General features: G+C 73.1%; 25 protein-coding genes. 17 read left to right on the plus strand and 8 right to left on the minus strand.

All coding sequences use genetic code 11. From position 1 onward, the window contains the following. The first annotated feature begins 67 nt into the window (after nucleotides 1-67). Nucleotides 68-481: a VOC family protein gene (locus ACH4C6_RS18545; protein WP_398109640.1), complete on the plus strand. Its 414-nt coding sequence runs from the start codon at nucleotides 68-70 to the stop codon at nucleotides 479-481. Here the strand turns inward: ACH4C6_RS18545 and ACH4C6_RS18550 are convergent. The 3 genes from ACH4C6_RS18550 to ACH4C6_RS18560 form a co-directional block, all read right to left on the minus strand. Next, on the minus strand, nucleotides 452-1,141 hold the full coding sequence (locus tag ACH4C6_RS18550) for a helix-turn-helix domain-containing protein (RefSeq protein ID WP_398109641.1): 690 nt from the start codon (nucleotides 1,139-1,141) through the stop codon (nucleotides 452-454). The genes ACH4C6_RS18545 and ACH4C6_RS18550 overlap by 30 nt on opposite strands. A 57-nt stretch (nucleotides 1,142-1,198) precedes the next feature. After that, a complete protein-coding gene (locus ACH4C6_RS18555; RefSeq protein ID WP_398109642.1) occupies nucleotides 1,199-1,402 on the minus strand; it encodes a hypothetical protein in 204 nt (67 codons plus the stop codon). A gap of 132 nt (nucleotides 1,403-1,534) precedes the next feature. After that, nucleotides 1,535-2,686 (minus strand): YihY/virulence factor BrkB family protein, encoded by a 1,152-nt coding sequence (locus tag ACH4C6_RS18560; RefSeq protein ID WP_398109643.1) that lies wholly within the window; start codon nucleotides 2,684-2,686, stop codon nucleotides 1,535-1,537. 110 nt (nucleotides 2,687-2,796) lie between these two features. Between ACH4C6_RS18560 and ACH4C6_RS18565 the strand changes: the two genes are divergently transcribed. From ACH4C6_RS18565 to ACH4C6_RS18635, 15 genes are all read left to right on the plus strand, one after another. Next, on the plus strand, nucleotides 2,797-4,431 hold the full coding sequence (locus ACH4C6_RS18565; RefSeq protein ID WP_398109644.1) for an acyl-CoA dehydrogenase family protein: 1,635 nt from the start codon (nucleotides 2,797-2,799) through the stop codon (nucleotides 4,429-4,431). A gap of 261 nt (nucleotides 4,432-4,692) precedes the next feature. Continuing rightward, the gene (locus ACH4C6_RS18570; protein ID WP_398109645.1) at nucleotides 4,693-5,970 is read left to right on the plus strand and encodes a GAF domain-containing protein; all 1,278 of its coding nucleotides are present in this window, start codon (nucleotides 4,693-4,695) and stop codon (nucleotides 5,968-5,970) included. Nucleotides 5,971-6,144: 174 nt separating this feature from the next. Further along, nucleotides 6,145-7,464, plus strand: a complete 1,320-nt coding sequence (locus ACH4C6_RS18575) for a hypothetical protein (RefSeq protein WP_398109646.1) — start codon at nucleotides 6,145-6,147, stop codon at nucleotides 7,462-7,464. Nucleotides 7,465-7,517: 53 nt separating this feature from the next. Further along, entirely contained in the window at nucleotides 7,518-8,090 is a 573-nt protein-coding gene (locus tag ACH4C6_RS18580; RefSeq protein ID WP_398109647.1) for a GNAT family N-acetyltransferase, read from the plus strand. Nucleotides 8,091-8,216: 126 nt separating this feature from the next. Then, nucleotides 8,217-8,300 (plus strand): putative leader peptide, encoded by an 84-nt coding sequence (locus ACH4C6_RS18585; protein ID WP_311241247.1) that lies wholly within the window; start codon nucleotides 8,217-8,219, stop codon nucleotides 8,298-8,300. A 127-nt stretch (nucleotides 8,301-8,427) separates the two neighbouring features. Continuing rightward, nucleotides 8,428-10,128, plus strand: a complete 1,701-nt coding sequence (locus ACH4C6_RS18590) for a nitrite/sulfite reductase (protein ID WP_398109648.1) — start codon at nucleotides 8,428-8,430, stop codon at nucleotides 10,126-10,128. Further along, nucleotides 10,125-10,304, plus strand: a complete 180-nt coding sequence (locus ACH4C6_RS18595; RefSeq protein WP_398109649.1) for a hypothetical protein — start codon at nucleotides 10,125-10,127, stop codon at nucleotides 10,302-10,304. Before ACH4C6_RS18590 ends, ACH4C6_RS18595 begins: the two co-directional genes overlap by 4 nt. After that, the gene (locus tag ACH4C6_RS18600; protein ID WP_398109650.1) at nucleotides 10,301-11,011 is read left to right on the plus strand and encodes a phosphoadenylyl-sulfate reductase; all 711 of its coding nucleotides are present in this window, start codon (nucleotides 10,301-10,303) and stop codon (nucleotides 11,009-11,011) included. Before ACH4C6_RS18595 ends, ACH4C6_RS18600 begins: the two co-directional genes overlap by 4 nt. Beyond that, on the plus strand, nucleotides 11,008-11,595 hold the full coding sequence (cysC, locus tag ACH4C6_RS18605) for an adenylyl-sulfate kinase (protein WP_398109651.1): 588 nt from the start codon (nucleotides 11,008-11,010) through the stop codon (nucleotides 11,593-11,595). The genes ACH4C6_RS18600 and cysC overlap by 4 nt, the downstream gene beginning before the upstream one ends. A 91-nt stretch (nucleotides 11,596-11,686) precedes the next feature. After that, complete coding sequence (gene cysD / locus ACH4C6_RS18610) at nucleotides 11,687-12,622, plus strand: sulfate adenylyltransferase subunit CysD (RefSeq protein WP_398109652.1); 936 nt, start codon at nucleotides 11,687-11,689, stop codon at nucleotides 12,620-12,622. 2 nt (nucleotides 12,623-12,624) lie between these two features. Then, on the plus strand, nucleotides 12,625-13,959 hold the full coding sequence (locus ACH4C6_RS18615; RefSeq protein WP_398109653.1) for a sulfate adenylyltransferase subunit 1: 1,335 nt from the start codon (nucleotides 12,625-12,627) through the stop codon (nucleotides 13,957-13,959). 217 nt (nucleotides 13,960-14,176) lie between these two features. Beyond that, the gene (locus ACH4C6_RS18620; protein ID WP_398109654.1) at nucleotides 14,177-15,280 is read left to right on the plus strand and encodes an aliphatic sulfonate ABC transporter substrate-binding protein; all 1,104 of its coding nucleotides are present in this window, start codon (nucleotides 14,177-14,179) and stop codon (nucleotides 15,278-15,280) included. Between the two features lie 35 nt (nucleotides 15,281-15,315). Then, the gene (locus ACH4C6_RS18625; RefSeq protein WP_398109655.1) at nucleotides 15,316-16,104 is read left to right on the plus strand and encodes an ABC transporter ATP-binding protein; all 789 of its coding nucleotides are present in this window, start codon (nucleotides 15,316-15,318) and stop codon (nucleotides 16,102-16,104) included. Next, nucleotides 16,091-16,984, plus strand: a complete 894-nt coding sequence (locus tag ACH4C6_RS18630) for an ABC transporter permease (protein ID WP_398109656.1) — start codon at nucleotides 16,091-16,093, stop codon at nucleotides 16,982-16,984. The genes ACH4C6_RS18625 and ACH4C6_RS18630 overlap by 14 nt, the downstream gene beginning before the upstream one ends. A gap of 5 nt (nucleotides 16,985-16,989) precedes the next feature. After that, complete coding sequence (locus tag ACH4C6_RS18635; RefSeq protein ID WP_398109657.1) at nucleotides 16,990-17,730, plus strand: sirohydrochlorin chelatase; 741 nt, start codon at nucleotides 16,990-16,992, stop codon at nucleotides 17,728-17,730. 79 nt (nucleotides 17,731-17,809) lie between these two features. Here ACH4C6_RS18635 and ACH4C6_RS18640 read toward each other — a convergent pair whose 3' ends face one another. The 3 genes from ACH4C6_RS18640 to ACH4C6_RS18650 form a co-directional block, all read right to left on the minus strand. Continuing rightward, entirely contained in the window at nucleotides 17,810-18,619 is an 810-nt protein-coding gene (locus ACH4C6_RS18640) for a GvpL/GvpF family gas vesicle protein (RefSeq protein WP_398109658.1), read from the minus strand. A 174-nt stretch (nucleotides 18,620-18,793) separates the two neighbouring features. Continuing rightward, nucleotides 18,794-19,168, minus strand: a complete 375-nt coding sequence (locus tag ACH4C6_RS18645; RefSeq protein ID WP_398109659.1) for a DUF4440 domain-containing protein — start codon at nucleotides 19,166-19,168, stop codon at nucleotides 18,794-18,796. Beyond that, a complete protein-coding gene (locus ACH4C6_RS18650; protein ID WP_398109660.1) occupies nucleotides 19,161-19,709 on the minus strand; it encodes a DUF1697 domain-containing protein in 549 nt (182 codons plus the stop codon). The genes ACH4C6_RS18645 and ACH4C6_RS18650 overlap by 8 nt, the downstream gene beginning before the upstream one ends. 416 nt (nucleotides 19,710-20,125) lie before the next feature. Between ACH4C6_RS18650 and ACH4C6_RS18655 the strand changes: the two genes are divergently transcribed. Beyond that, nucleotides 20,126-22,375, plus strand: coding sequence for an MMPL family transporter (locus ACH4C6_RS18655; protein WP_398109661.1), 2,250 nt, complete (start codon nucleotides 20,126-20,128; stop codon nucleotides 22,373-22,375). 93 nt (nucleotides 22,376-22,468) lie between these two features. Here ACH4C6_RS18655 and mgt read toward each other — a convergent pair whose 3' ends face one another. Then, a complete protein-coding gene (gene mgt / locus ACH4C6_RS18660; protein ID WP_398109662.1) occupies nucleotides 22,469-23,671 on the minus strand; it encodes a macrolide-inactivating glycosyltransferase in 1,203 nt (400 codons plus the stop codon). A gap of 49 nt (nucleotides 23,672-23,720) precedes the next feature. Further along, complete coding sequence (erm, locus tag ACH4C6_RS18665; protein WP_398109663.1) at nucleotides 23,721-24,503, minus strand: ErmE/ErmH/ErmO/ErmR family 23S rRNA (adenine(2058)-N(6))-methyltransferase; 783 nt, start codon at nucleotides 24,501-24,503, stop codon at nucleotides 23,721-23,723. Nucleotides 24,504-24,775 lie beyond the last annotated feature (272 nt).

The raw sequence follows: 24,775 nt of genomic DNA on the forward strand, positions 1-24,775 counted from the left end.
CCGGGGCGCGCCGGGCGGTGTCCGTTTCCTTCAAGACCGCCGTCGCGGGCCTGCCTACGGTGGGCCCATGACTGCACGATTCGACGCCATCGGGATGGTGGTCTCCGACCTGGCCGCTTCCGTCGCCTTCTACCGCCGGCTCGGGTTCGCCTTCCCGCCGGACGCGGACGGCCGGCCGCACACCGAGGCCGAACTGCCGGGCGGGCTGCGCCTGATGCTCGACACCGAGGAGACGGTCCGCTCGTTCCTGCCCGGGTGGCGACCGCCCACGGGCGGGGGCCGCACGTCGCTGGCCCTGCGCTGTGAGGCGCCCGGCGAGGTGGACGCGCTGTTCGAGGAGCTGACCGGCGCCGGGTACCACGGCGAGCTCGAGCCCTGGGACGCCTTCTGGGGCCAGCGGTACGCCGTCGTGCTCGACCCGGACGGCAACGGCGTGGACCTGTTCGCGCCGCTACCCGCCGCCGGCGAGCAGCGCGCCTAGCGGCAGGCCCGTGAACTCCCGGACATCACGCGCCAGATGGGCCTGGTCGGCGTAGCCGGCCCGGGCGGCCGTGTCCGCGAAGGGCACCCCTCCCCGGGCCAGTGCCAGGGCGCGGCGCAACCGCAGGATGCGGGCCAGGGTCTTGGGACCGTAGCCGAAGGCCGCGAGCGAGCGGCGGTGCAACCGCCGGGCCCCGATGCCGAGTTCGTCGGCGGTGGCGGCGACGGGACGGCCCGCGGCCAGGGCGGCGACGACCTGCCGCAGCAGCGGGTCCGGGGGGCCGGCGTGGGCCGCGCGGGCCAGGGCCGCCTCCTCCAGGCCGCTCGCCGGGTCCGCGGCGGCGTTCACCAGGTCCGTGAGGTGCCGTACCCGCGGAGCCGGCCACAATTCGGCGAGGGCCACCCGGCGGTCGCGCACCTCGTGTGCGGGCACCCCCAGGAGCGCGGGCGCAGTGCCCGGGTGGAAGCGGACGCCCGCCCAGCCGCCGGGTTCGCCGGCGGTGAGGTGCGCACGGGTGTCCGGACCGGCGACCAGCAGCCGCCCGTCGTGCCAGAGCAGGTCCATGCATCCGTCGGGCAGGACGCGCGTCGTACCGCCGGCGGCCGGGGTGTTCGTCCACACCACCGCTCCGACGAGCCGGGAGGGGCGCTCGGCGTACACGCGACGAGCCTACGCGCCGCCGTCCGCGCGGGCAGCGGCGTATCGGCCGCAGTCCTCCTAGTCGCCGTCGCCGTCGTCGCCGGAGCTGCGGCTGCCGCCTCCCCGGCTGCTCTTCCCTGCGCTGTGCAGCAGTTCGCCCGCGCCGCGCGTCAGGGCCGCCACCACTCGGACCCAGCGGGGTCCTCCCCGCTCGGCCCACACCACGCACACGCACCCGCCGACGACGAGCACCAGCACTCCCAGGAGTACCGCCACGGCCATGCCCCCCACCCCATTCCTCAGATGATCAACTGATCATTCCAGAGCGGGGGCATCGCTTCACCCGTCCCGGCGGCCAGGTCCCCGGCGCGGCCACGGCGATGTGTGCCTTCCGGCACCGTCACCCGTCACCCGTCACCCGTCCCCCGGCTCGCGGTCCTCCGCGGGGTTCCGGCCGTTCTTCGCGTGGGTGCTCCGGGCGTGCGTGCGCAGGCGGGACGAGACGTCCTCGGGGGGCAGGAACCGGGACCAGCGCTCGGGGAACTCGGAGGGCATGTCCGGGTCGGCCTCGCCGTGGGCGGTCGCGCGGGCCACGTACTCGGCGACCTGCGCCTGCCGCAGGCGCTCGTTGGCCTCGCGGGCCGCGGCCGTCGCGGCGGCGGGCCAGACGCGGTCGATGGCGGCGTTCACCGCGGCCCCGACGAGCACGGCGAACGCGGACACACCGATCCACAGCAGCACGGCGACGGGCGCGGCGAGGGAACCGTAGATCGTGGGGCCCTCGACCGTGCTGGTCAGGTAGATGCGCAGCAGGAAGCTGCCGAGGACCCACATGCCGAGGGCGACGAGCGCGCCGGGCACGTCCTCGATCCACGGGGAGCGCACCGGGACGGACACGTGGTACAGCGTGGTCAGGAACGCGATGGACAGCAGGATGACCACCGGCCAGTACAGGACCTGCACGACCGTCGTCGACCACGGCACGATCCGCACGACCGCGTCCGGCCCGGCCACCATGAGCGGCAGCGCCACGGAGCCGATCAGCAGGGCCACGATGAACAGCAGGAAGGCCATGAGACGCGTCTTGACGATGCCCCGGACGCCGTCGAGGCCGTACATGACGGTGATCGTGTCGATGAAGACGTTCACCGCGCGGGAACCGGACCACAGGGCGAACAGGAAGCCGATGGAGATGACGTCGGGCCGGCCGCCCTTGGTCACGTCGTGCAGGATCGGCTCCGCGATCTCCCGCACGCCGCGGTCGGACAGGACCGTGCGGGCGGCGTTCAGCAGGTTGTCCTGCAGACTCTGGATGGTGTCGGCACCCGTCCAGGCGTCGACGTAGCCGAGCAGTCCGATCATGCTCAGCAGCAGCGGCGGCACCGACAGCAGGGTGAAGAACGCGGCCTCCGCCGCCAGGCCGAGGATGCGGTACTCGATGCACGAGTTGACGGTGTCCTTCAGCAGCAGCCAGGCGGTCCTGCGCTTGGAGACGTTCCGGTACAGGGCACGCGCCCTGTGGAGACGCCCGGGGGGCGTGTCGGGGGTTTCACTTGCTGGCTGCACCCCCTAACGGTATCCGTCACGCCCGGCCCCACTCACCCACAGGCCGGGTCCGTGCGGACCGGACCCGCTGCGCCGGTGAGCGGCGCCGGGGCACGGGGTACGTTCGCAGCATGGCAGGCAGCACGCACACCGTGACGAACCAGGTCCCGCCCCTGGTCGGGTACGACGTCTTCTCCGCCGACCGGGCCCTGGCCGCCGCGGTCGAACGGCACGTGGCACCGGGCCTGCGCGAGGAGGTGCTCGGCGAACTGTCGGCCCTCGGGCGCACCTCCGGCTCGGCCCAGGTGCAGGAGTGGGGGGTCCTCGCCAACGACAACCCGCCGCGGCTGCGCACCCACGACCGCTACGGCAACCGGATCGACGAGGTCGAGTTCCACCCCTCCTGGCACCGCCTGCTCGGCAAGGGCGTCTCGGCCGGCCTGACGGCCGCCTGGGACCGGCCGGCCGGTCACGTGCGGCGGGCCGCCGCGTTCGTGGTGTGGACGCAGGTGGAGGCCGGCAACGGCTGCCCGCTGTCGATGACCCACGCGGCCGTGCCCGCCCTGCGCGCGGACCCGGAGCTGGCCGCCGAGTGGGAGCCCCGGCTGACGTCCATGGTCTACGACCGTGAGCTGCGGCCCGCGCACCTGAAGGCGGGGGCGCTGTTCGGGATGGGCATGACGGAGAAGCAGGGGGGCAGCGACGTTCGGGCGAACACCACCTCCGCACGGCCCCTCGCGGAGGCGGGGACGTACGAGCTGACCGGGCACAAGTGGTTCTGCTCGGCGCCGATGTCCGACGGTTTCCTGGTGCTGGCGCAGGCCCCGGGAGGGCTCACCTGCTTCCTGGTGCCGCGGGTGCTGCGGGACGGCACGCGCAACGTGTTCCTGATCCAGCGGCTGAAGGACAAGCTGGGCAACCGGTCGAACGCCTCGGCGGAGGTGGAGTTCGACGGCACCTGGGCGCGCCGGGTGGGTGAGGAGGGGCGCGGGGTGCGCACCATCATCGGGATGGTCGCAGCGACCCGGCTCGACTGCGTGCTGGGCTCGGCCGGGCTGATGCGCCAGGCCGTGGCGCAGGCCGTGCACCACTGCTCCCACCGGGAGGCGTTCGGCTCGAAGCTCACCGACAAGCCGCTGATGCGCAACGTCCTGGCCGATCTGGCGCTGGAGTCGGAGGCGGCGACGACGCTGGCGCTGCGGCTGGCGGCGGCCTGTGACGACGGCGGCGAGCGAGAGCGGGCGCTGCTGCGGATCGCGGTGCCGGCCGCCAAGTACTGGGTGACCAAGCGCTGCCCGGCGGTGGCGGTGGAGGCGGCGGAGTGCCTGGGCGGCAACGGGTACGTCGAGGAGTCCGGGATGCCCCGGCTGGTGCGTGAGTCGCCGCTCAACTCGATCTGGGAGGGCGCGGGCAACGTGCAGGCCCTCGACGTGCTGCGGGCGCTGCGGCGAGAGCCCGCCGCGCTGGACGCCTACCTGCGGGAGGTCGGGCAGTCGCGCGGCGCCGACCACCGGCTGGACAAGGCCGTCAAGGACCTGCTGACCGAGCTGGCCGACCTGGACGGCGTGGAGGGGCGGGCGCGGCGGCTGGTGGAGCGGCTCGCCCTGGTGCTCCAGGGATCGCTGCTGGTCCGGTTCGCGCCACCGCAGGTGGCCGACGCCTTCTGCGCGTCCCGCCTGGGCGGTGACGGCGGCGCGGCCTTCGGGACGCTGCCGCACACGCTGGATCTGGCCTCCGTGGTGGACCGCGCCCGGCCGGAGTCCTGACCGGACGTTCAGCACCGCGCGACGTGCGAAGCGGGGGTGGTGCTGCGCCGACACGGCACCACCCCCGCCGCACAGGCCCGTTCGAGCCGTGAACGCCGCTCGGGACGGCGCAGATCAAGTTTCGGACACGGCGGGGGCCGTCCACCAGGGTTGCAAGGGGTTGCAACTTGCTGCCGACTGTGTGCGGACCGTGCACGATCCCCTCCGGCAGGCGGCACCATGGGACACACAGTCAGCCACGATCCCGGGGGGCGCACGCGTATGGACGTCACGCATCTGGCCGCCGTGGACACCTCGCGTGCGGCCCGGGTCCTCGAGCAGGTCCGTTCGGCCCGGCTCTCGGGCCGGCCCGCTCCCGTCGCACCGCGCCCCGTCATCGAGCAGTCCTGGGACCGGATGCTGCGCGGGGGTGTCGATCCGGACCACGACGTCCGGGCCGACCCGCTGTCCCGCGAGGAGGTGCAGCGGCGGCGCGAGACCTCGGTGCTGCGGCACGTCCTGCCGGTGCTGCGGGACGGGCTGCTGGCGGCCGCGGACGTCGCGCACCACATCATGGTCGTGGCCGACGACGAGGGCCGGGTGCTGTGGCGCGAGGGCAGCGCGCCGGTGCTGCGCAAGGCCGACGGGCTGGGCTTCGCGCTCGGCGCGGACTGGCGCGAGGACGTCGTGGGCACGAACGGCGTGGGCACCCCGGCCGTGGTGCGCCGGCCCGTGCAGGTCTTCGCCTCCGAGCACTTCGTGCGGTCCCAGGCCGAGTGGACGTGCGCGGGCGCCCCGCTGACGGACCCGCGGGACGGCCGGCTGATCGGCGTGGTCGACGTCAGCGGTCCGCTGGAGACCATGCACCCGGCCACGCTCGCCTGGGTGGACTCGGTGGCCAAGCTCGCCGAGGCCCGGCTGCGCGAGATGCACACGGAGTCGCTGGAGCGGCTGCGGGCGGTGGCGGCGCCGGTGCTGGCCCGGCTGCCCGGGCGGGCCCTGGCGGTCGACCGGGACGGCTGGACGGCCGCGGTGGGCGGGATGCCGTACACCCGGCGGGTGGCGCTGCCGAAGGCCATGTCCCCGGGCCACCGGTGGATCCCGGCGCTCGGGCTGTGCGCGGTGGAGCCGCTGGCCGGCGGCTGGCTGCTGCGGCCGGCCGCCGACGGGCCGGGGCCGCGGGGGTCGGCGAGGATCGTGCTGGATCTCAGCCGGGCGCGCCGCTGGTCGGTGGAGGTGTCCGGCGGTGCGGGATCCTGGGCGCGCGAACTGAGCCCGCGGCACGCGGAGTTGCTGTTCCTCCTGGCCGTGCACCGGTCCGGCCGCAGCGCCTCCGGCCTGGCCGGGGACGTCTTCGGCGATCCGGGCCGCACGGTGACGGTCCGGGCCGAGATGTCGCGGGTGCGGCGCTACCTGGGCGCGTTCCTCCAGCACCGGCCGTACCGGTTCGCCGAGGACGTGCAGGTGGAGGTGCTGCTGCCGGACGACCCGCGCGATCTGCTGGCGCACTCGGCCGCACCGGCCGTCAGCCGGCACCGCAGGTCCGCAGCGGCGCCCTGAGCTTCACCGGCGGTACGCGCCGGACCGCCCCCAGGGGTGCATCTTGCGCATGTTTGCAGGGTCTTCGCCCCTCGGGCCCGCCCCTGCCGTAGCATCCGTGTACGGGCCACCCCACCTGCTCCTGCGCCAACGTACGGATCACAGGGCGCAGTTGGCCCGTCTAGGGAGGACGGTATGAAGCATCGCGGCAGACACCGGCGGCGCAGACGGGGCAGGGCGCTGCGCGCGACCCTGGCCGGGACGGCTCTCTCGCTCACCGCCGCCGCCACGTTGATCAGCGCCTCGCAGGCCACCGTCGCGGAGACCCCCGGGGCACTGCGGACCGTCTCGGCGTCCTCCGGAGCCGGGCGGCTGCCGCTGACCGAGCACCGGGTGCCCGAGCGGTGGCTGGACCGGCTCGCGGCCGGCATGGGCCGGCCCGTCGGGGTGGGCGCGGTGCTGAAGGACGCCGACCTGCCCCTGCGGCGGGCGGCGCACTGCCCGGCCGGGGACCGGCGCGACCTGCCCCTCGCACCCGTGGCGAGCCGGGCGTACTGCTTCGGCGCCACCGAGACGAGCGGCTGGCGGCCCGGCGCGGTGACCACCTCGGGCGACGCGGACGACGACGGCCGCTGGGGCGAACACCGCGTCGTCCTCTCCGGCTGGACCCGCGGCGGCGCGGGCGGCTCCCTGGACGGGCCGTCCCCCGAGCAGGGGCTGGCCAAGGTCGCCTTCGTCGACGCGGACGACCCGGCACGGGCCCGCTACGCCTGGGCCCTGCTGGCCGTCCCGGTCGACGGCGGCCGGGACTACCGCGGCCTGGTCTCCCCGCTGTCGGGGATGACGTGGTACCAGGACAAGCTGCTGGTGACGGCCCGCGAGGGCGACCGGCGGGCGCTGTACGTGTACGACCTGGACCGCATCCAGCGCGCGAGTGTCGCCTCCGGCGCGGTCGGCCGGGTGCGCGGCGGCTGGTCGGCGCACGGCTCCCGGTTCGTGCTGCCCGCCGTCGCCTCCTACAGCCTGCCCGCGGGCGGCCCGCGCCCGGCCGCCGTCTCCCTGGACCGCAGCACCTCCCCCGACAGTCTGGTCGCCGGCGAGTGGGTGCCCGCGGACGGCGAGCGGCGCACCCGGCTGTGGCGGTACGCCCTGAGCCGGGACCCGGCCCGTTCGGGACTGCTGTCCACCGGCGTCTCGGGGCGGGCGGAGCCGGTGGCTGCGTACGAGTCCGAGGCGGCCGACGTGCGGGGCGTGCTGGCGCACGGCCCGGACTGGTACCTGGACCGGGCGGCGGACGAGCCGGGATCGCACGGCACGCTGTGGCGCCAGGACACCGAGGGTGCGGGCGCCGCGGCGTGCGGGCCGGACGAGTCGCGCCACTGCTGGAGCGGCGGCTCGGGCTCGCTGTCGTACGGGCAGGACACCGGTGAGGTGTGGTCCCAGTCCGGGCGGATGCTGTTCGCCGTGCCGCTGGCGTCGCTCGAGCGTGCCGTGGAGCGCTCCTCGGACCGGTAGGCGGACGGGGCCGGCGTCGACAGACCGGCCGGACGGATGATTTTCTGGCCCACATGACCACCATCGCCGTGACCACCTGGTCCCTGGAGCAGACCGCCCCGACCGACCTGCTGCCGGCCGTGGCGCCGGACGGGGACGTCCGGGTCGTCCGCTCCGAGGTGCCCTCGCCCGAGTTCAGCCGGTTCCTGTACGCCTCGGTCGGCGGCGACATCCGCTGGACGGACCGGCTGAGCTGGTCGTACGCGCGCTGGCTGGAGCACCTGCGGCGGCCCGGGGTGGAGACGTGGGTGGCCTACGACCGGGGCACACCGGCCGGATATGTGGAGTTGGAGGCGCAGGACGACGCCGTCGTGGAGATCGTCTACTTCGGGCTGCTCCCGGCGTTCCGCGGCCGGCGCATCGGCGGGCACCTGCTGTCCTACGGCACGGCACGGGCCTGGGATCTCGCGGACCGCTGGGCGGGACTGGCGCCGACGAAGCGCGTGTGGCTGCACACCTGCAGCAAGGACGGCGAGCACGCGATGGACAACTACCAGCGGCGCGGATTCAAGCTCTTCGACACCAAGGTCGAGGAGGAGGCGGACGCCGCCACTCCGGGACCGTGGCCTGGGGCGTTCCCCGCCTGACCTGGCCGGACACGGCCGCCGGCCCGCATGTGACCCAGGACACCCTTGTCTTGCTCTGCGAGACAAGGGTGTCCGCATCTCGGACAATGCTGGACTGTGTCCAGATCGCCGTGACACGCTTCCGTCATGTCTGGAACTGGAATCGCCTTGGTGAGTCGACGGCACGTCGACCTCGGCCGCATGTCCAGCGCCATCTGTCCGGCGCACTGAGAGCACTCAGCACGCGCCGCACATCCCTCTTCTCCTGACTCTCGCCCGCGCAAGGACGCGCAGGTGCACCCATGCGCGCACGCGCAGGTCAGAGCAGCATTCCCGCCTGTCCGAAGGACGTATCCCCATGGCCGCCACCCCGCAGAAGCCTGCCGCCGCGACTCCCCGCCGCAAGGTGAGCCGTCACCGCGGTGAAGGCCAGTGGGCCGCGGGGCACTTCACCCCGCTGAACGGCAACGAGCAGTTCAAGAAGGACGACGACGGTCTCAATGTGCGGACACGCATTGAGACGATCTACTCGAAGCGGGGCTTCGCCTCGATCGACCCGAACGACCTGCGCGGCCGGATGCGCTGGTGGGGTCTGTACACCCAGCGCAAGCCCGGGATCGACGGCGGCAAGACGGCGATCCTGGAGCCGGAGGAGCTGGACGACGAGTACTTCATGCTGCGCGTGCGGATCGACGGCGGGGCGCTGACCACGCGGCAGCTGAGGGTCATCGGCGAGATCTCCCAGGAGTTCGCGCGCGGCACCGCGGACATCACCGACCGGCAGAACGTGCAGTACCACTGGATCCGGATCGAGGACGTGCCCGAGATCTGGAACCGGCTGGAGGGCGTGGGGCTGTCCACCGTCACCGCCTGCGGCGACACCCCGCGGGTGATGATCGGCTCCCCGGTGGCGGGCATCGCCGCCGACGAGATCATCGACGCCACCCCGGCCCTGGAGGAGATGAAGCGCCGGGTGCTCAACAACCCGGCGTACTCGAACCTGCCGCGGAAGTTCAAGACGGCCATCTCGGGTTCGCCCCTGCTGGACGTCGTGCACGAGATCAACGACGTCGCGTTCGTCGGCGTGGAGCACCCCGAGCACGGCCCCGGTTTCGACGTGTGGGTCGGTGGCGGCCTGTCCACCAACCCCAAGCTCGGCGTGCGGCTGGGCGCCTGGGTGCCCCTCGAGGACGTCCCGGACGTCTACGAGGGTGTCATCTCCATCTTCCGCGACTACGGCTACCGCCGGCTGCGCAACCGCGCCCGGCTGAAGTTCCTGGTCGCCGACTGGGGTGCGGAGAAGTTCCGCCAGGTGCTGGAGGACGAGTACCTCGGCGGGCGGAAGCTGACCGACGGTCCGGCTCCCGCGCAGCCGTCGCAGCAGTGGCGCGACCACATCGGGGTGCACCGGCAGCAGGACGGCCGCTTCTACGTCGGCTTCGCGCCCCGCGTGGGACGCGTCGACGGTGCGACGCTGACCAAGGTCGCCGACCTCGCCGAGGCCCACGGCTCGGGCCGGGTGCGCACCACCGTCGAGCAGAAGATGATCGTCCTGGACGTCGAGGAGGACCAGGTCGACTCGCTCGTGGAGGCCCTGGAGGCGCTCGACCTGACCGCGCGGCCGTCCACCTTCCGGCGCGGCACCATGGCCTGCACCGGCATCGAGTTCTGCAAGCTCGCCATCGTCGAGACCAAGCAGCGCGGCTCGCAGCTCATCGACGAACTGGAGCGCCGCCTGCCGGAGTTCGACGAGCCGCTCACCATCAACCTCAACGGCTGCCCCAACGCCTGCGCCCGCATCCAGGTCGCGGACATCGGTCTCAAGGGGCAACTGGTCCTGAACGACCGGGGCGAGCAGGTCGAGGGCTACCAGGTGCACCTGGGCGGGGCGCTGGGCCTGGAGGCCGGGTTCGGCCGCAAGGTGCGCGGCCTGAAGGTCACCTCCGACGAGCTGCCCGACTACATCGAGCGTGTGCTGAAGCGGTTCCAGGCCGAGCGCGCCGACGGCGAGCGGTTCGCGGCCTGGGTGTCCCGGGCCGACGAGGAGGCCCTGTCGTGAGCGAGCGGATGGCGCCGTTCTACTGCCCCTACTGCGGGGACGAGGACCTGCGGCCGAGCGAGGAGGGGCACGGCGCGTGGGAGTGCGCGGCGTGCAGCCGGGCCTTCCGGCTGAAGTTCCTCGGGCTGCTGTCCCAGGGATCGAGGACATCCGACTCCGGAGGGGAACGCATATGACGACCACTCAGGAAGAGCGCGGCACGGAGGAGTTGAAGGCGCTCGCCGAGCAGGCGGGGCGCGACCTGGAGGACGCCTCCGCGCTGGAGATCCTCACCTGGGCGGCCCGGACGTTCGGCAAGCGCTTCTGCGTGACGTCCTCGATGGAGGACGCCGTGGTCGCCCACCTCGCCTCCCGCGCGATGCCCGGCGTCGACGTCGTCTTCCTCGACACCGGCTACCACTTCGAGGAGACCATCGGCACCCGCGACGCGGTCGACGCCGTGATGGACGTCAACGTCATCACGCTGACCCCGCGGCAGACGGTCGCCGAGCAGGACGCCGAGTACGGCCCGAAGCTGCACGACCGGAACCCCGACCTGTGCTGCGCGCTGCGCAAGGTGCGGCCGCTGGAGCAGGGCCTGAAGGAGTACCAGGCCTGGGCAACGGGTCTGCGCCGCGACGAGTCCCCGACCCGGGCGAACACCCCCGTGGTCGGCTGGGACGACAAGCGGCAGAAGGTCAAGATCTCCCCCATCGCCCGCTGGACGCAGGACGACGTGGACGCCTACGTCGCCGAGCACGGCGTCCTGACGAACCCGCTGCTGACGGATGGCTACGCCTCCGTCGGCTGCGCCCCCTGCACCCGCCGGGTCCTGGCGGGCGAGGACGCGCGCGCCGGCCGCTGGGCGGGCCGCGCCAAGACCGAGTGCGGGCTGCACGGATGACGGCGCCTCAGACGATCCAGACAATACAGACGATCCAGGAGACACACGTGACGACCGGAGCCACCGTCTGGCTCACGGGTCTGCCGAGTGCGGGCAAGACCACCATCGCCCACGAACTGGCCGGCCGGCTGCGCGAGCAGGGCCACCGGGTCGAGGTGCTCGACGGCGACGAGATCCGCGAGTTCCTCTCGGCGGGACTCGGCTTCACCCGCGAGGACCGGCACACCAACGTGCAGCGCATCGGCTTCGTCGCCGAACTGCTCGCCCGCAACGGCGTGCTGGCCCTGGTCCCGGTGATCGCCCCGTACCAGGACAGCCGCGAGGCCGTCCGCAAGCGCCACCAGGCGAACGGGACGGCGTACGTCGAGGTGCACGTGGCCACGCCGGTCGACGTGTGCAGCGAGCGGGACGTGAAGGGGCTGTACGCCAAGCAGGCCGCCGGCGAGCTCACCGGACTCACCGGCGTCGACGACCCGTACGAGGAGCCCGCCTCGCCCGATCTGCGGATCGAGTCGCAGCACCAGACCGTGCAGGAATCCGCGGCGTCGGTGTACGCCCTGCTGACCGAAAGGGGACTCCAGTGAGCGGCGCACGCGCGGCCGCTCGGCCGCAGACGACCACGAAAGCCGCGCCTCTGCGCCGCGCGGGCGGAGAAGCGAACGAAAGGGGCACAGCATGACGACCGTCGCCACCGTGTCCGGGCAGACCGGCAGCCCGTACGCGCTGTCGCACCTGGACGCCCTCGAGTCCGAGGCGGTGCACATCTTCCGCGAGGTGGCGGGTGAGTTCGAGCGGCCGGTGATCCTGTTCTCCGGCGGCAAGGACTCCATCGTCATGCTGCACCTGGCGCTGAAGGCGTTCCGCCCGGCGGCGGTGCCCTTCTCCCTGCTGCACGTGGACACCGGGCACAACTTCCCCGAGGTCCTCGACTACCGCGACCGCACGGTCGCCCGGCACGGGCTGCGGCTGCACGTCGCGTCCGTGCAGGACTACATCGACCGCGGGGTGCTCAAGGAGCGCCCGGACGGCACCCGCAACCCGCTGCAGACCCTGCCGCTGACCGAGAAGATCCAGGCCGAGCGGTTCGACGCCGTCTTCGGCGGCGGGCGGCGCGACGAGGAGAAGGCCCGGGCCAAGGAGCGGGTGTTCTCGCTGCGCGACGAGTTCTCCCAGTGGGACCCGCGCCGCCAGCGCCCGGAGCTGTGGAACCTGTACAACGGCCGGCACGCCCCGGGCGAGCACGTGCGCGTCTTCCCGCTGTCCAACTGGACCGAGCTGGACGTGTGGCAGTACATCGCCCGCGAGGGCATCGAGCTGCCGGAGATCTACTACGCGCACGAGCGCGAGGTGTTCCGGCGCAGCGGCATGTGGCTGACCGCCGGCGAGTGGGGCGGGCCGAAGGACGGCGAGAGCGTCGAGAAGCGGCTCGTGCGCTACCGGACCGTCGGTGACATGTCCTGCACCGGCGCGGTGGACTCCGACGCCGACACGATCGAGAAGGTGATCGTGGAGATCGCCGCCTCCCGCCTCACCGAGCGCGGCGCCACCCGCGCCGACGACAAGATGTCCGAGGCCGCGATGGAAGACCGCAAGCGCGAGGGGTACTTCTAGAGATGAGCACGATCACCACCGAGGAACTCGCGGACACCACCCTGCTGCGCTTCGCCACCGCGGGTTCCGTCGACGACGGCAAGTCCACGCTGGTGGGCCGGCTGCTGCACGACTCCAAGTCGGTCCTCACCGATCAGCTGGAGGCCGTGGAGCGCGCCTCCGCGAGCCGCGGCCAGGACGTGCCCGACCTCGCGCTGCTGACCGACGGACTGCGCGCCGAGCGCGAGCAGGGCATCACCATCGACGTGGCCTACCGCTACTTCGCCACGCCCCGGCGGCGGTTCATCCTGGCCGACACCCCCGGCCACGTGCAGTACACGCGGAACATGGTCACCGGCGCCTCCACGGCCGAGCTGACCGTCGTCCTCGTCGACGCCCGCAACGGCGTCGTGGAGCAGACCCGCCGGCACGCCGCCATCGCCGCCCTGCTGCGCGTGCCGCACGTGGTCCTCGCGGTCAACAAGATGGACCTCGTCGGCTACGAGGAGAAGGTGTTCGCGGCCATCGCCGAGGAGTTCACGGCGTACGCCACCGAGCTCGGCGTGCCGGAGGTCACCGCCATCCCGATCTCGGCCCTGGTCGGCGACAACGTCGTGGACCCGTCCTCGCACATGGACTGGTACGGCGGGCCGACCGTGCTGGAGCACCTGGAGACGGTGCCGGTCAGCCACGACCTGAGCCACTGCCACGCCCGGCTGCCCGTGCAGTACGTGATCCGGCCGCAGAGCGCGGACCACCCCGACTACCGGGGCTACGCCGGCCAGATCGCGGCCGGTTCGTTCCGCGTGGGCGAGTCCGTGACCGTGCTGCCGTCGGGCCGTGCCTCGAAGATCTCCGGCATCGACCTGCTGGGCGAGCCGGTCGACGTCGCCTGGACGACGCAGTCGGTGACCCTCCGGCTGGAGGACGACATCGACATCTCGCGCGGCGACCTGATCGTGCCGAGCAAGGACGCGCCCGCGACCACGCAGGACATCGAGGCGACCGTCTGCCACGTCGCGGACGCGCCGCTGACCGTCGGCCACCGGGTGCTGCTCAAGCACGGCACGCGCACGGTCAAGGCGATCGTCAAGGACATCCCGTCGCGGCTGACGCTGGCCGACCTGTCGCTGCACCCGCACCCGGGGCAGCTCGTCGCCAACGACATCGGCCGGGTGAAGGTGCGCACCGCCGAACCGCTGCCGGTAGACTCCTACGCCGACTCGCGCCGCACCGGCTCGTTCATCCTCATCGACCCGAACGACGGCACCACCCTCACCGCCGGCATGGTCGGGGAGTCCTTCGCCGCCCCCGAGCCCGTCAAGGACGAGGCCGAGGACGACGGGTGGGACTTCTGACATGAGCGCTCCCGACTTCTACTCCATGTTCGCCAAGGAGGGCGGCCGCATCGGCAGCGGCGTACTCGGCAGCGGGCAGGGCGGAGTGGCGCGATGTGCGCGCTGACGCACGCGCACCGCTCGCGCGCCCTCGCCCCCCACCGCCGAAAACCCGCCGACCTCCCGGCCGCGACCTGACAGACCGTGACCGCCGGGCCCTACGAGAGGACCACCTCCCGTGCCTGCATCATCCGCCCTGCGCCGCGGCCTCGCGGTCCTGGCCGCGCTGCCCCTGCTCACCCTGGCCGCCTGCGGCTACGGCTCGCAGGCCAAGGACGACGGTGCCGCCCAGGTCGCCGCCGGGGCGCAGCTGATCGACGGTCTCGACAGCGTCAAGATCGGCTACTTCGGCAACCTCACCCACGGCACCGCCCTGGTCGGGATGCAGAAGGGGTTCTTCCAGAAGGAACTGGGCGCCACCCGGGCCGAGCCGGCCGTCTTCAACGCCGGGCCCTCCGAGATCGAGGCGCTCAACTCCGGGTCCATCGACATCGGCTGGATCGGCCCCTCCCCCGCCATCAACGGTTACACCAAGTCGGCCGGCAAGAACCTGCGCATCATCGGCGGTTCCGCCTCCGGCGGGGTGAAGCTCGTGGTGAACCCGGACGAGGTCAAGAGCCTGAAGGACGTCGAGGGCAAGCGGATCGCCACCCCGCAGCTGGGCAACACACAGGACGTGGCGTTCCTCAACTGGGTCGCCGAGCAGGGCTGGAAGGTCGACCCGCAGAGCGGCACAGGGGACGTCACGGTCGTCCGCAGCGACAACAAGGTCACCCCGGACGCCTTCCGGTCCGGGTCGGTGGACGGCGCGTGGGTGCCCGAGCCGACGGCGTCGAAGCTCGTCGCCGAGGGCGGCCGGGTGCTGCTGGACGAGTCGAGCCTGTGGCCGGGCGGGAAGTTCGTGATCACGAACATCATCGTGCGGCAGGACTTCCTGGAGAAGCACCCGAAGGTGGTCGAGGCCGTGCTCCGGGGCTCGGTGGCGACCAACAAGTGGATCAACGCCCATCCGGACGCGGCGAAGAAGGCGGCGAACGAGCGGCTCGCCCGGGACTCCGGAAAGGCCCTGCCCGCCGATGTGCTGGACCCGGCGTGGAAGTCCATCCGGTTCACCGACGACCCGCTGGCCTCCACCCTCGGCACCGAGGCGGAACACGCCGTCAAGGCGGGCCTGTTGGAGAAGCCGGACCTGAAGGGCATCTACGACCTCGCGCCGCTGAACGAGGTCCTTCGGGCCGAGGGCGCGCCCACGGTCGACGACGCCGGTCTCGGCGCGAGCTGACCCGTATCCCGCAACGTATCCAGGAGGTGACGACCATGGCCACGACTCTCGCCAAGGCCGCCGAAGGCACCGAGGCGGCCACCCACGCCGCACGGATCGAGCACGTCTCGAAGTCCTTCGCCGGCCCCGCCGGACAGCAGCTCGTCCTCGACGACATCACCCTCGACGTCGCGCCCGGGGAGTTCGTCACCCTCCTGGGTGCCTCCGGCTGCGGCAAGTCCACGCTGCTCAACCTGGTGGCGGGCCTGGACCGGCCCACCGCCGGCGAGATCGTCACGGACGGCCGCCCGGCGCTGATGTTCCAGGAGCACGCGCTGTTCCCGTGGCTGACCGCGGGCAAGAACATCGAACTCGCCCTGAAGCTGCGGGGCGTGGCGAAGGCCGAGCGCCGGGAGCGGGCCGAGGAACTGCTTCAGCTCGTCCGGCTGAAGGGCGCGTACGGCAAGCGTGTCCACGAGCTGTCCGGCGGGATGCGGCAGCGGGTCGCGCTGGCCCGGGCGCTCGCCCAGGAGAGCAGGCTGCTGCTGATGGACGAGCCGTTCGCGGCGCTGGACGCCATCACGCGGGACGTGCTGCACGACGAGCTGACCCGCATCTGGCGCGAGACGCAGCTGTCGGTACTGTTCGTCACGCACAACGTGCGCGAGGCGGTCCGGCTCGCGCAGCGCGTGGTGCTGCTGTCCTCCCGCCCTGGGCGGATCGCCCGCGAGTGGACGGTGGGCATCCCGCATCCGCGCCGCATCGAGGACACCGCCGTCGCGGAACTGTCCGTCGAGATCACCGAAGAACTGCGTGGGGAGATCCGCCGCCATGGCCAGCACTGATCAGACGACCGTCACCAAGGACGGCAGCGATCTCGCCGGACTGGAGGCGGGCCTGGACGCACTGGAGACGGTGCAGACCGGCCGCAGGCCGTTCCGGCAGACCCTGACCGAGAAGATCCTGCCGCCGGTGCTCGCCGTGGCGCTGGTGCTGGCGGTCTGGCAGGCCCTGGTCTCGTTCAAGATCGTCGACGATCCGACCAAGCTGCCCGCGCCGTCCGCGGTGTGGGACGTGGTGCACACCGCGTGGCTCGAGGGCGAACTGCTCGGCTACATCTGGACCAGCGTCTCGCGCGGCCTGCTCGGCTTCTGCCTGGCCCTGGTGATCGGCACACCGCTGGGCCTGCTCGTCGCCCGGGTGAAGTTCGTCCGCGCGGCCATCGGGCCGATCCTGTCCGGCCTGCAGTCCCTGCCCTCGGTCGCCTGGGTCCCGCCGGCGGTGATCTGGCTGGGGCTGAACAACTCGATGATGTACGCGGTGATCCTGCTCGGCGCGGTCCCGTCGATCGCCAACGGCCTGGTGTCGGGCGTGGACCAGGTGCCGCCGCTGTTCCTGCGCGCGGGCCGCACGCTCGGCGCGACCGGGCTGAAAGGCACCTGGCACATCGTCCTGCCCGCGGCGCTGCCCGGGTACGTGGCGGGCCTGAAGCAGGGCTGGGCATTCTCCTGGCGCTCGCTGATGGCGGCCGAGATCATCGCCTCCTTCCCCGACCTGGGCGTCGGGCTGGGCCAGTTGCTGGAGAACGGCCGCAACGCCAGCGACATGGCCATGGTGTTCGAGGCCATCCTGCTCATCCTGATCGTCGGCATCGCCATCGACCTGCTGATCTTCAGTCCGCTGGAGCGGTGGGTGCTGCGCAGCCGCGGCCTGCTCGTGAAGTGAGTGACATGATCCAGCCGCCCGTTCTCCTCGTCATCGCCCACGGCAGCCGCGACCCGCGGCACGCCGCGACCGTGCACGCCCTCGTGCGCCGGGTGCGCGCGCTGCGTCCCGGCGTGCGGGTGGAGACCGGCTTCCTGGACTTCAACGTGCCGTCCGTGGGGGGCGTGCTGGAGTCCCTGGCGGTCCAGGGCGTCCGGGACGTCGTGGCGCTGCCGCTGCTGCTCACCCGGGCCTTCCACGCCAAGGCGGACATCCCGGCGGTCCTGGCGGACGCCCCCGCGCGGCTGCGCATCCGCCAGGCGGAGGTCCTCGGCCCCTCGCCGCTGCTCCTCTCGGCCCTGGAGCGGCGGCTGTACGAGGCGGGTCTGACACCCGCCGACAAGTCCTCGACCGGGGTCGTACTGGCCTCGGCGGGGTCCTCCGACCCGGAGGCGAACGCGGTGATCGCAGCAATCGCGCGGGAGTGGCGGCACACCGGCTGGTGCGCCGTGCGGCCCGCGTTCGCCTCCGCCTCCCTTCCGCGCACGCAGGACGCGGTGCGCGAACTCCGCGCCCTCGGCTGCGCCCGGGTGGCCGTCGCCCCGTACGTCCTGGCCCCCGGCTTCCTGCCCGACCGGATCGCCCGGGGCGCGGCGGACGCGGACGTCCTCGCGGACGTCCTGGGTCCCGCGCCCGAGGTGGCGCGGGTGGTGCTGGAGCGCTACGAGGCGGCGCGCGTTCCGGCGCTGCGGGCCGCGAGCGCCTGAGCGCCCGCGGCGAGCGGCGTCACGGCGAGCGGCGTCACGGCTCGCGGCGTCACGTCTGGCAGCGTCACGTCTGGCAGCGTCACGGCGCGGGCTCGGGCTGGAGGGCGAAGGAGTACGGGGCCCAGGGCCCGGTGACCTCCACGCGCAGTCCCGGGATGCCGCGCGCGACGGCGAGGACGCCCGTGCGGAAGGCGTCGACGCGGTCCCTGGGGACCAGGTAGGCGTCGTTGCCCAGGGCGGTGCCCGAGCCCGCCGGGCCGGTGCGTTCGGGGGTGTGGGCGACACGGTCGACGGACAGGGCGCCGGCGGTCCGGGTGAGCCGGGCGGCGCCCTCGGCGACCACGCGCCAGGTTTCCTCCGTCCGGCGCTGCCTGCGGCGACGGATGGCCTGGTAGGCGCGGCCGACCCCGAGCCCCGGCGCCGGCTCGTGGGTGCTGTCGGGGCCCGTCCCCGGCGGCAGGACTTCCGGGGCGGCGTGGATCCTGACGCCGAGTTCCACGTGCCCGGTGAGGCGGGTCAGCAGGGAGAGGAAGTAGTCGTGGCGGGTGTCGAGGGCCTGGCGGGCGCTGTGCTCGTCGGGGTAGACCGTGGCCAGGCGCAGGGGGAGCACGGCCGCGCCGGAGGCGACCAGGCCCGCGACCACGGTGTGGTGGGAGCGGACGGTGGACTCCAGCCAGTCCAGGTCGTCCAGATGGGCCTCGAGGGGCGCCTCGCCGTAGTCCTCGGGCGGGACCGGGCCGACGGCGAAGGCCAGGGGCGGGGCGGCGGTGGCCGGGTCCACCAGACGGACCGGTTCCCCGGCGACGCCGCGCAGGTGTGCCGCCGCGGCGGCGGCCTCGGGGGTGCGGCGCAGGACCGCGTAGGCGTAGACGAGGTGGGTGTCGGTCATGCTGCGGGCTCCTGTCGCCGGCCGTGCGCTCCCTCTGGCGAGACTCCGTGTCCGTACCGTCCGTCGCCCGTAGGTACGGCCCCCGTGACCGAGCTGTTCACGCGGTCGGCGGCGGGGGCGGCACGGCCCTGCGACAGGACGGCCCTGCGACAGGAGGGAGCGCCGCCCGCCGGGTCACCCGGCGGGCGCGCCGAACGGGGTCGCCTGGTGGAAGTAGAGCCGCCACACGCCGTCCGTCCGCCGCCACAGTGAACTGCGGTGCGCGCGGCGGCCGTCGAGCTCCGTGTCGTAGACGAGGTGGACGACGTCCGGGGCGAGCCGCACCCCGCGCATGCCGGTCGTGACGGCGGGCCGGTCGCCGGCGTCGGCGGTCCCGGTCAGCAGGGCGACGATCCCGGCCCGGTCCCAGTGCCGTCCGGAGGCGCCGAACTCCTGGAAGTCCGGGTGCAGCAGCGCCTCCACCGTGCCCGGTGAGCGGCCGGTGCGCGGGTCGAGCAGGGCCAGTTCGCCCTCGACGGCCGCCCGGACGTCGCGGCCGTCCTCAGTCATCCGTCAGCTCCACGAGTTTGAGGACGGTGTTCCAGTTGCGGGTCGTGGCGATCAGGCCGCGGGTGATGCGCGGCTTGGCCAGTTGTTCGGCCAGCTTGGAGCGGCCGAGGCCGTCCGGGGCGTAGAGGTACAGGGCGCGGTCGCCGATCCGGAACTCCTCCGGCAGGTGCGCGCTCCGGTCGATCCCGGCGAAGCGGTCGGGGGTGACGGGTGCGGAGAAGTAGGTGACGTGGAGCTGTTTCGGCTCCAGGCCGGCGGCCGGGAAGGGGCAGCTCTCCGCGATCGCCTTCAGGTAGGCGTGGTGGCGCACGATCACGTCGACGCCGAAACCGAAGTGCTGCTCGATCGCCGCCGTGATCCCAGCCGCCAGCGACTCCTCGTCCCCCTGCCCGGAGGAGAACACGGCCTGGCCGCTCTGGAGGTGGGTGCGTACGTCGCCGTGCCCGAGATCCGTCAGGAGCGCGCGCAGTTCGGCCATCGGGACCTTCCGGCTGCCGCCCACGTTGATCCCGCGCAGCAGGGCCGCGTAAGTCGTCGTCATCCGCTCACCCTAAGGGCTGCCGCCAGGTCGGGCCGGCGGGAACGCCCGCGTCCGCCGGGTGGTACCGGCCCGGTCCGCACGGGGGCCCCGAGCCGGCCGTCGTGCCCCGTGGGGGCGGGCACGACGGCCGGGCGGGCAGCTGCCCGGTCCCCGAAATTACTCACGGGTCACCACGCGGCACAACCGTCTGCCCAGGATCCACACACCCCGGCAGCCCGGAATGTCTGCCGATAGGTGTAAGGGACCACAGTCGGTGCGGGTCCTCCCCAGTGGGGAGGGGGCTCGGTCCACGGGGAGGAGACCGGGCGCGCCACTTCACCGGTCAGCACGACGAGATGGACGTCCCCGGCCCCTAGTTTCGACACGGAGGGGGGCGGCAGGGGGCCGCCGCCGAGGCACGAGGGGGCAGACCCGCCATGGGGAACGGAGAAGCACGGGTACGGGGGCTCGCCGCCCGGGCCGGCGGCTGGAGCGCCCGGCACCGATGGGCCGCCGTCGGCATCTGGGTCCTGTTCGTCGTCCTGGCCATGGGGCTCGGTTCGGCGGCCGGCCGGGTCGACGTCAAGGACAGCGACCAGTTGAAGGGCGAGACGCACACCGCCGCGCGGATCGTCGAGGACGCCGGGATCGAGGAACCGGCCGGCGAGACCGTCCTGATCCAGGCCAGAGGCGGTGATCTGAAGGCGACGGACGCCGAGTTCCGCGACGCCGTCACGGCGGTCGTCACGGCCGTGGAGGGCACCGGCCGGGTCACCGACGTGACCTCCCCGTACGAGGCGAAGACGATCTCCAGGGACGGGCGCAGCGCACTCGTCCAGTTCGACATGCGCGGCCCGTCCGACACCGCCGGTGAGCGGGTCGAGCCGGTGCTGAAGGCCGTCGAGGGGGTGCAGGAGGACCACGCGGCGGTGCGGATCGAGGAGATCGGCGGCGCCAGCATGATGAAGACGTTCGACGACGCGTTCGGCGACGACTTCAAGAAGGCCGAGTACTCGGCGGTGCCGGTCGCGCTCGGCATCCTGCTGATCGCGTTCGGGGCGCTGGTCGCCGCGCTGCTGCCGGTGGCGCTCGCCGTCACCGCGATCATGGCGACGATGGGCCTGATGGGCGTCGTCAGCCACGTGATGCCGATGAGCGAGACCGCCAACTCCGTGATGCTGCTGGTCGGCATGGCGGTCGGCGTCGACTACTGCCTGTTCTACCTGCGCCGGGAGCGCGAGGAACGCGAGGCCGGGCGGGACGCGCAGACGGCGCTGCGGATCGCCGCCGCGACCAGCGGCCGGGCGATCGTGGTCTCGGGCGTCACGGTGTGCGTGGCGATGGCGGGCATGCTGTTCACCGGACTCGCCGAGTTCGAGGCGATGGGCCTCGCCTCGCTGATGGTGGTCGCCGTGGCCATGGTCGGGTCCGTGACCGTGCTGCCGGCCCTGCTGTCGCTGCTCGGCGAGCGGGTGGAGAAGGGCCGCCTCCCGTTCCTGCGCCGGCGCAGGCGGGGCGCCCGCGGGGACAGCAGGTTCTGGACGGCCGTGCTGCGGCGCGTCCTGGCCCGTCCGGTGGTCGCCGTGGCGGTGGCGGCCGGTGCGCTGCTGGCCATCGCGGCCCCCGCCCTCGGCATGAAGACGCAACAGCTCACGCTGGACCAGGAGTTCGGCGACTCCCTGCCGATCGTGCAGACGTACAACCGGCTCAACGAGGCCTTCCCGGGCGGTTCGGAACCGGCCGAGGTGGTCGTCAAGGCGCACGACATCAACGCGCCGGAGGTGAAGGCGGCGCTGGCCGGCTTCCGTGACCGGGCGATCAGTTCGGGTGCCTCCCGCGGCCCGGTGGAGATCAAGCTGCACGACGCGCAGAACGTGGCGTTCGTCTACGTCCCGCTGGTGGGCGGCTCCGACCTGGACAAGGCGGGGGTGAGTCTGGACAAGCTGCGCGACGAGGTGCGTCCGGCCACGCTCGGCAAGGTGGAGGGGCTGGAGGCGCCGATCACCGGGCAGGTGGCCGGGTCGAAGGACTTCAACGACCAGCTGGCCGGCGCGGTCGTGCCTGTGTTCGCCTTCGTGGTGGTGTTCGCCTTCGCGCTGATGCTGCTGTCGTTCCGCTCGCTGACGATCGCGCTGACGTCGATCGTGCTGAACCTGCTGTCGGTGGGCGCCGCGTACGGCATCCTCGTGGCGGTCTTCCAGCACGGCTGGGGCGCGTCGCTGGTCGGTGCGGAGGGCGTCGGCGCGATCATCACCTGGCTGCCGCTGTTCCTGTTCGTGATCCTGTTCGGCCTGTCGATGGACTACCACGTGTTCGTGGTGTCCCGGATCCGTGAGGCGCGGCTGCGCGGGCTGACGACGAAGGACGCGATCCGGCACGGTGTGGTCACCACGGCCGGGGTCGTCACGAGTGCCGCGGTCATCATGGTCGCCGTGTTCGCCATCTTCGGGACGCTGTCCATGCAGTCCATGAAGCAGATGGGCGTGGGTCTCGCGGCGGCGGTCCTCATCGACGCGACGATCATCCGGGGCGTGCTGCTCCCGGCGGTGATGGCCCTGCTCGGGGAGCGCAACTGGTACCTGCCGAAGTGGCTGCACCGGATGCCCGACCTCACGCACGACGAGGCGCCGCAGGCGGTCGCGCGGGCGGCGGCACGCGACGACGAGGGCGAACCGCTCAGGGTGTGAGGCGGAACCCGGCTGCGCGGCGGGTCCGGCCGGTTCGGAGAACCGGCCGGACCCGCTTCGGCGAACCGGCCGGACCCACTTCGGCGTGATCCGTCAGGCGTGACGTGCGCGCAGTTCGGCCTCGATCAGATCCGCCGCGCGCCGCGTGCCGCCCTCCCGGGCCGTTTCCGCCTGGATCTCCTTCAGGCGCCGGGCGACCTCCGGGTCGCCGACGAGGGCGAGGGCCGCTTCGCGCAACGCCTCGCCGGTCGCCTGCTCGGTCGGCAGGTACCGGGCGACGCCCAGCGCCTGGAGCATCTCGGCGTTGCCGAACTGGTCCACGGCCTGCGGTACGGCGATCATCGGCGTGGCCGTGGCCAGGCCCTCCTGGCTGCCGCCCGCACCGGCGTGCGTGACGAACAGGTCCGCCTGCCTCAGCACGGCCAGTTGCGGCACCCAGGAGTGCACCTCGACGTTCGCGGGGACGTCCCCGAGGACGGCAGGGTCGATGTGCCTGCCGATGGACAGGACCAGGTGCCAGTCCGGCAGGCCGCCGAAGGCCCGCACGCACTCCCGGTAGAAACCGGCCTGCTTGGTGAAGGCGGACCCGAGCGAGACCAGCGCGACCTTCCCGGCCCCGGCCGGCCGCCGCCAGTCGCCCTCGGCGGTGCGGTCGCCCTGGCAGGCGCCGACGAAGGAGTACACGCGCTCGTCGACCCGGTCCGCGTTCGGCTGGAGCGCCTTGGGGATCAGGACGATCGACCGGTCGGGCCGGCCCGCGAACGCGTCGGGGTGCAGCGCGATGCCGTTCTCCTCCAGCCAGGCGCCGAAACGGGCGTAGTAGGCGCGGCCGCGCTCGGTCTTCCTCGGCTCCTCCCACAGGGGCTCGGCGACCTCCTGCTCGTACCCCTCCCAGGCGACCATGGCCGGGGAGAGGGAGATCGCGGGCACGCCCCAGCGGTGGGCGAGCACCCGGCCCGGGTACGAGGCGATGTCGTGCAGGACCAGATCCGGCTCGTCGCCCTCGTACGCCTCGGCCAGCTGCGGGAGGGCCTGGATCGCGTCGTCGAGGAACGGCTCCACGTTGTCCAGCAGGGTGCTCCCCCACGCCTCGGGGTCGTCGTCGGGCGAGGGCAGCGTCGAGGTCCAGGGCTTCACCTCGGCACCGGTTTCGGCGACTTTCCCGGCGAACACCGGCGGGATCGCGTAGGTCACCCGGTGCCCGCGGGCCACGAGTTCGCGGATCACCTCCAGGCTGGGGTTCACGTGGCCGTGGGCGGCGATGGAGAACATGGCGATGTGCGCGCGACGGGTCATACCGGAGACCCTAGGCGAGACGATACGTCTCGTGCAACCTGGTTTCCGCTCACGGGAGCAGCACCTCGTGCAGCCGCAGCCACCGCGCCGGGTCCACCTCGCCCACCAGCACACCCCGGTCCAGACCCGCCGCCCGGAAGGCGGCGTCGACCCGGCGTCGCGGATGGGTCCGGCGCAGCGACGCGTGCAGGGAGCCGCCGACCCCCGAGAAGCCGAGTTCGACCAGCGAGCGCCAGCCGGGCAGGGCGCCGGCGTCGAGCAGCGGGGCCACCCGCCGCTCGATGCGCAGCACCCCGGCGTCCACACGCGGCACCGGCCGGAAACTACGCCGGCCGATCCGGCCGAGCAGCCGCCAGGAGTGGCGGGGCCAGCTGCGGACCGTCAGCAGCGTCCAGCTGCCGTAGTCACCGGTGCGCCGGCGGGCGTACTCGAGCTGGGTGAGGAGCGTGGCGTCGGTCAGGGCGGGGGCGCGCAGGCACCAGTCGACGACCTCGGCGGTCCGGGAGAACGGCACGTTCCCGGCGACCGAGAAGTCCGTACGCGGCGGCCGCACGGCCAGGAAGTCCCCGGCGACGACGTGGACGCCCGGGCTGCCGGAGAACCGGGCGCGCAGCCCCGGCACGAGCCGCGCGTCGATCTCGTACGCGCGCAGCTCGCCGCAGCGACGGGCGAGGGGAGCGGTCAACGCGCCCTTGCCCGCGCCGACTTCGAGCAGGAGCGGGACGGTTCCGGCGCGCGGGACGGCGAGCCGGGCGAAGCGTTCGGCGGCGGCGCGGTCGGCGAGGAAGTTCTGCGAGAGCGCGCGGGAGGACGGGATGAGGGGGCGGCCCATGGGCTGCGGTCCTTGTCTTCCGGAGGGAGAAGGGCGGACGAGGGCCCTGGCCGGAAGAAAGGTGGGAGGGAGAGATCGCGCGGCGCCGGGATCGGCGGCTCAGCGGCGGTCGGTGCTGCTCCCCGGGCCGGTCAGGGCTCCGGGGCGGCGGCGCGTCCTGGTGGCGTGCGCACAGCCCCGGCCGTGACCGGTGAGGTGGATGGCGTTGATACCCACGGACAGCACGCTAGGCCGGGCTCGGTGGGCGGACAACGGGTTTTCGCGGCAGGGGG

The organism is Streptomyces sp. NPDC017943 (assembly GCF_044328425.1).
Lineage (GTDB): Bacteria > Actinomycetota > Actinomycetes > Streptomycetales > Streptomycetaceae > Streptomyces > Streptomyces djakartensis_A.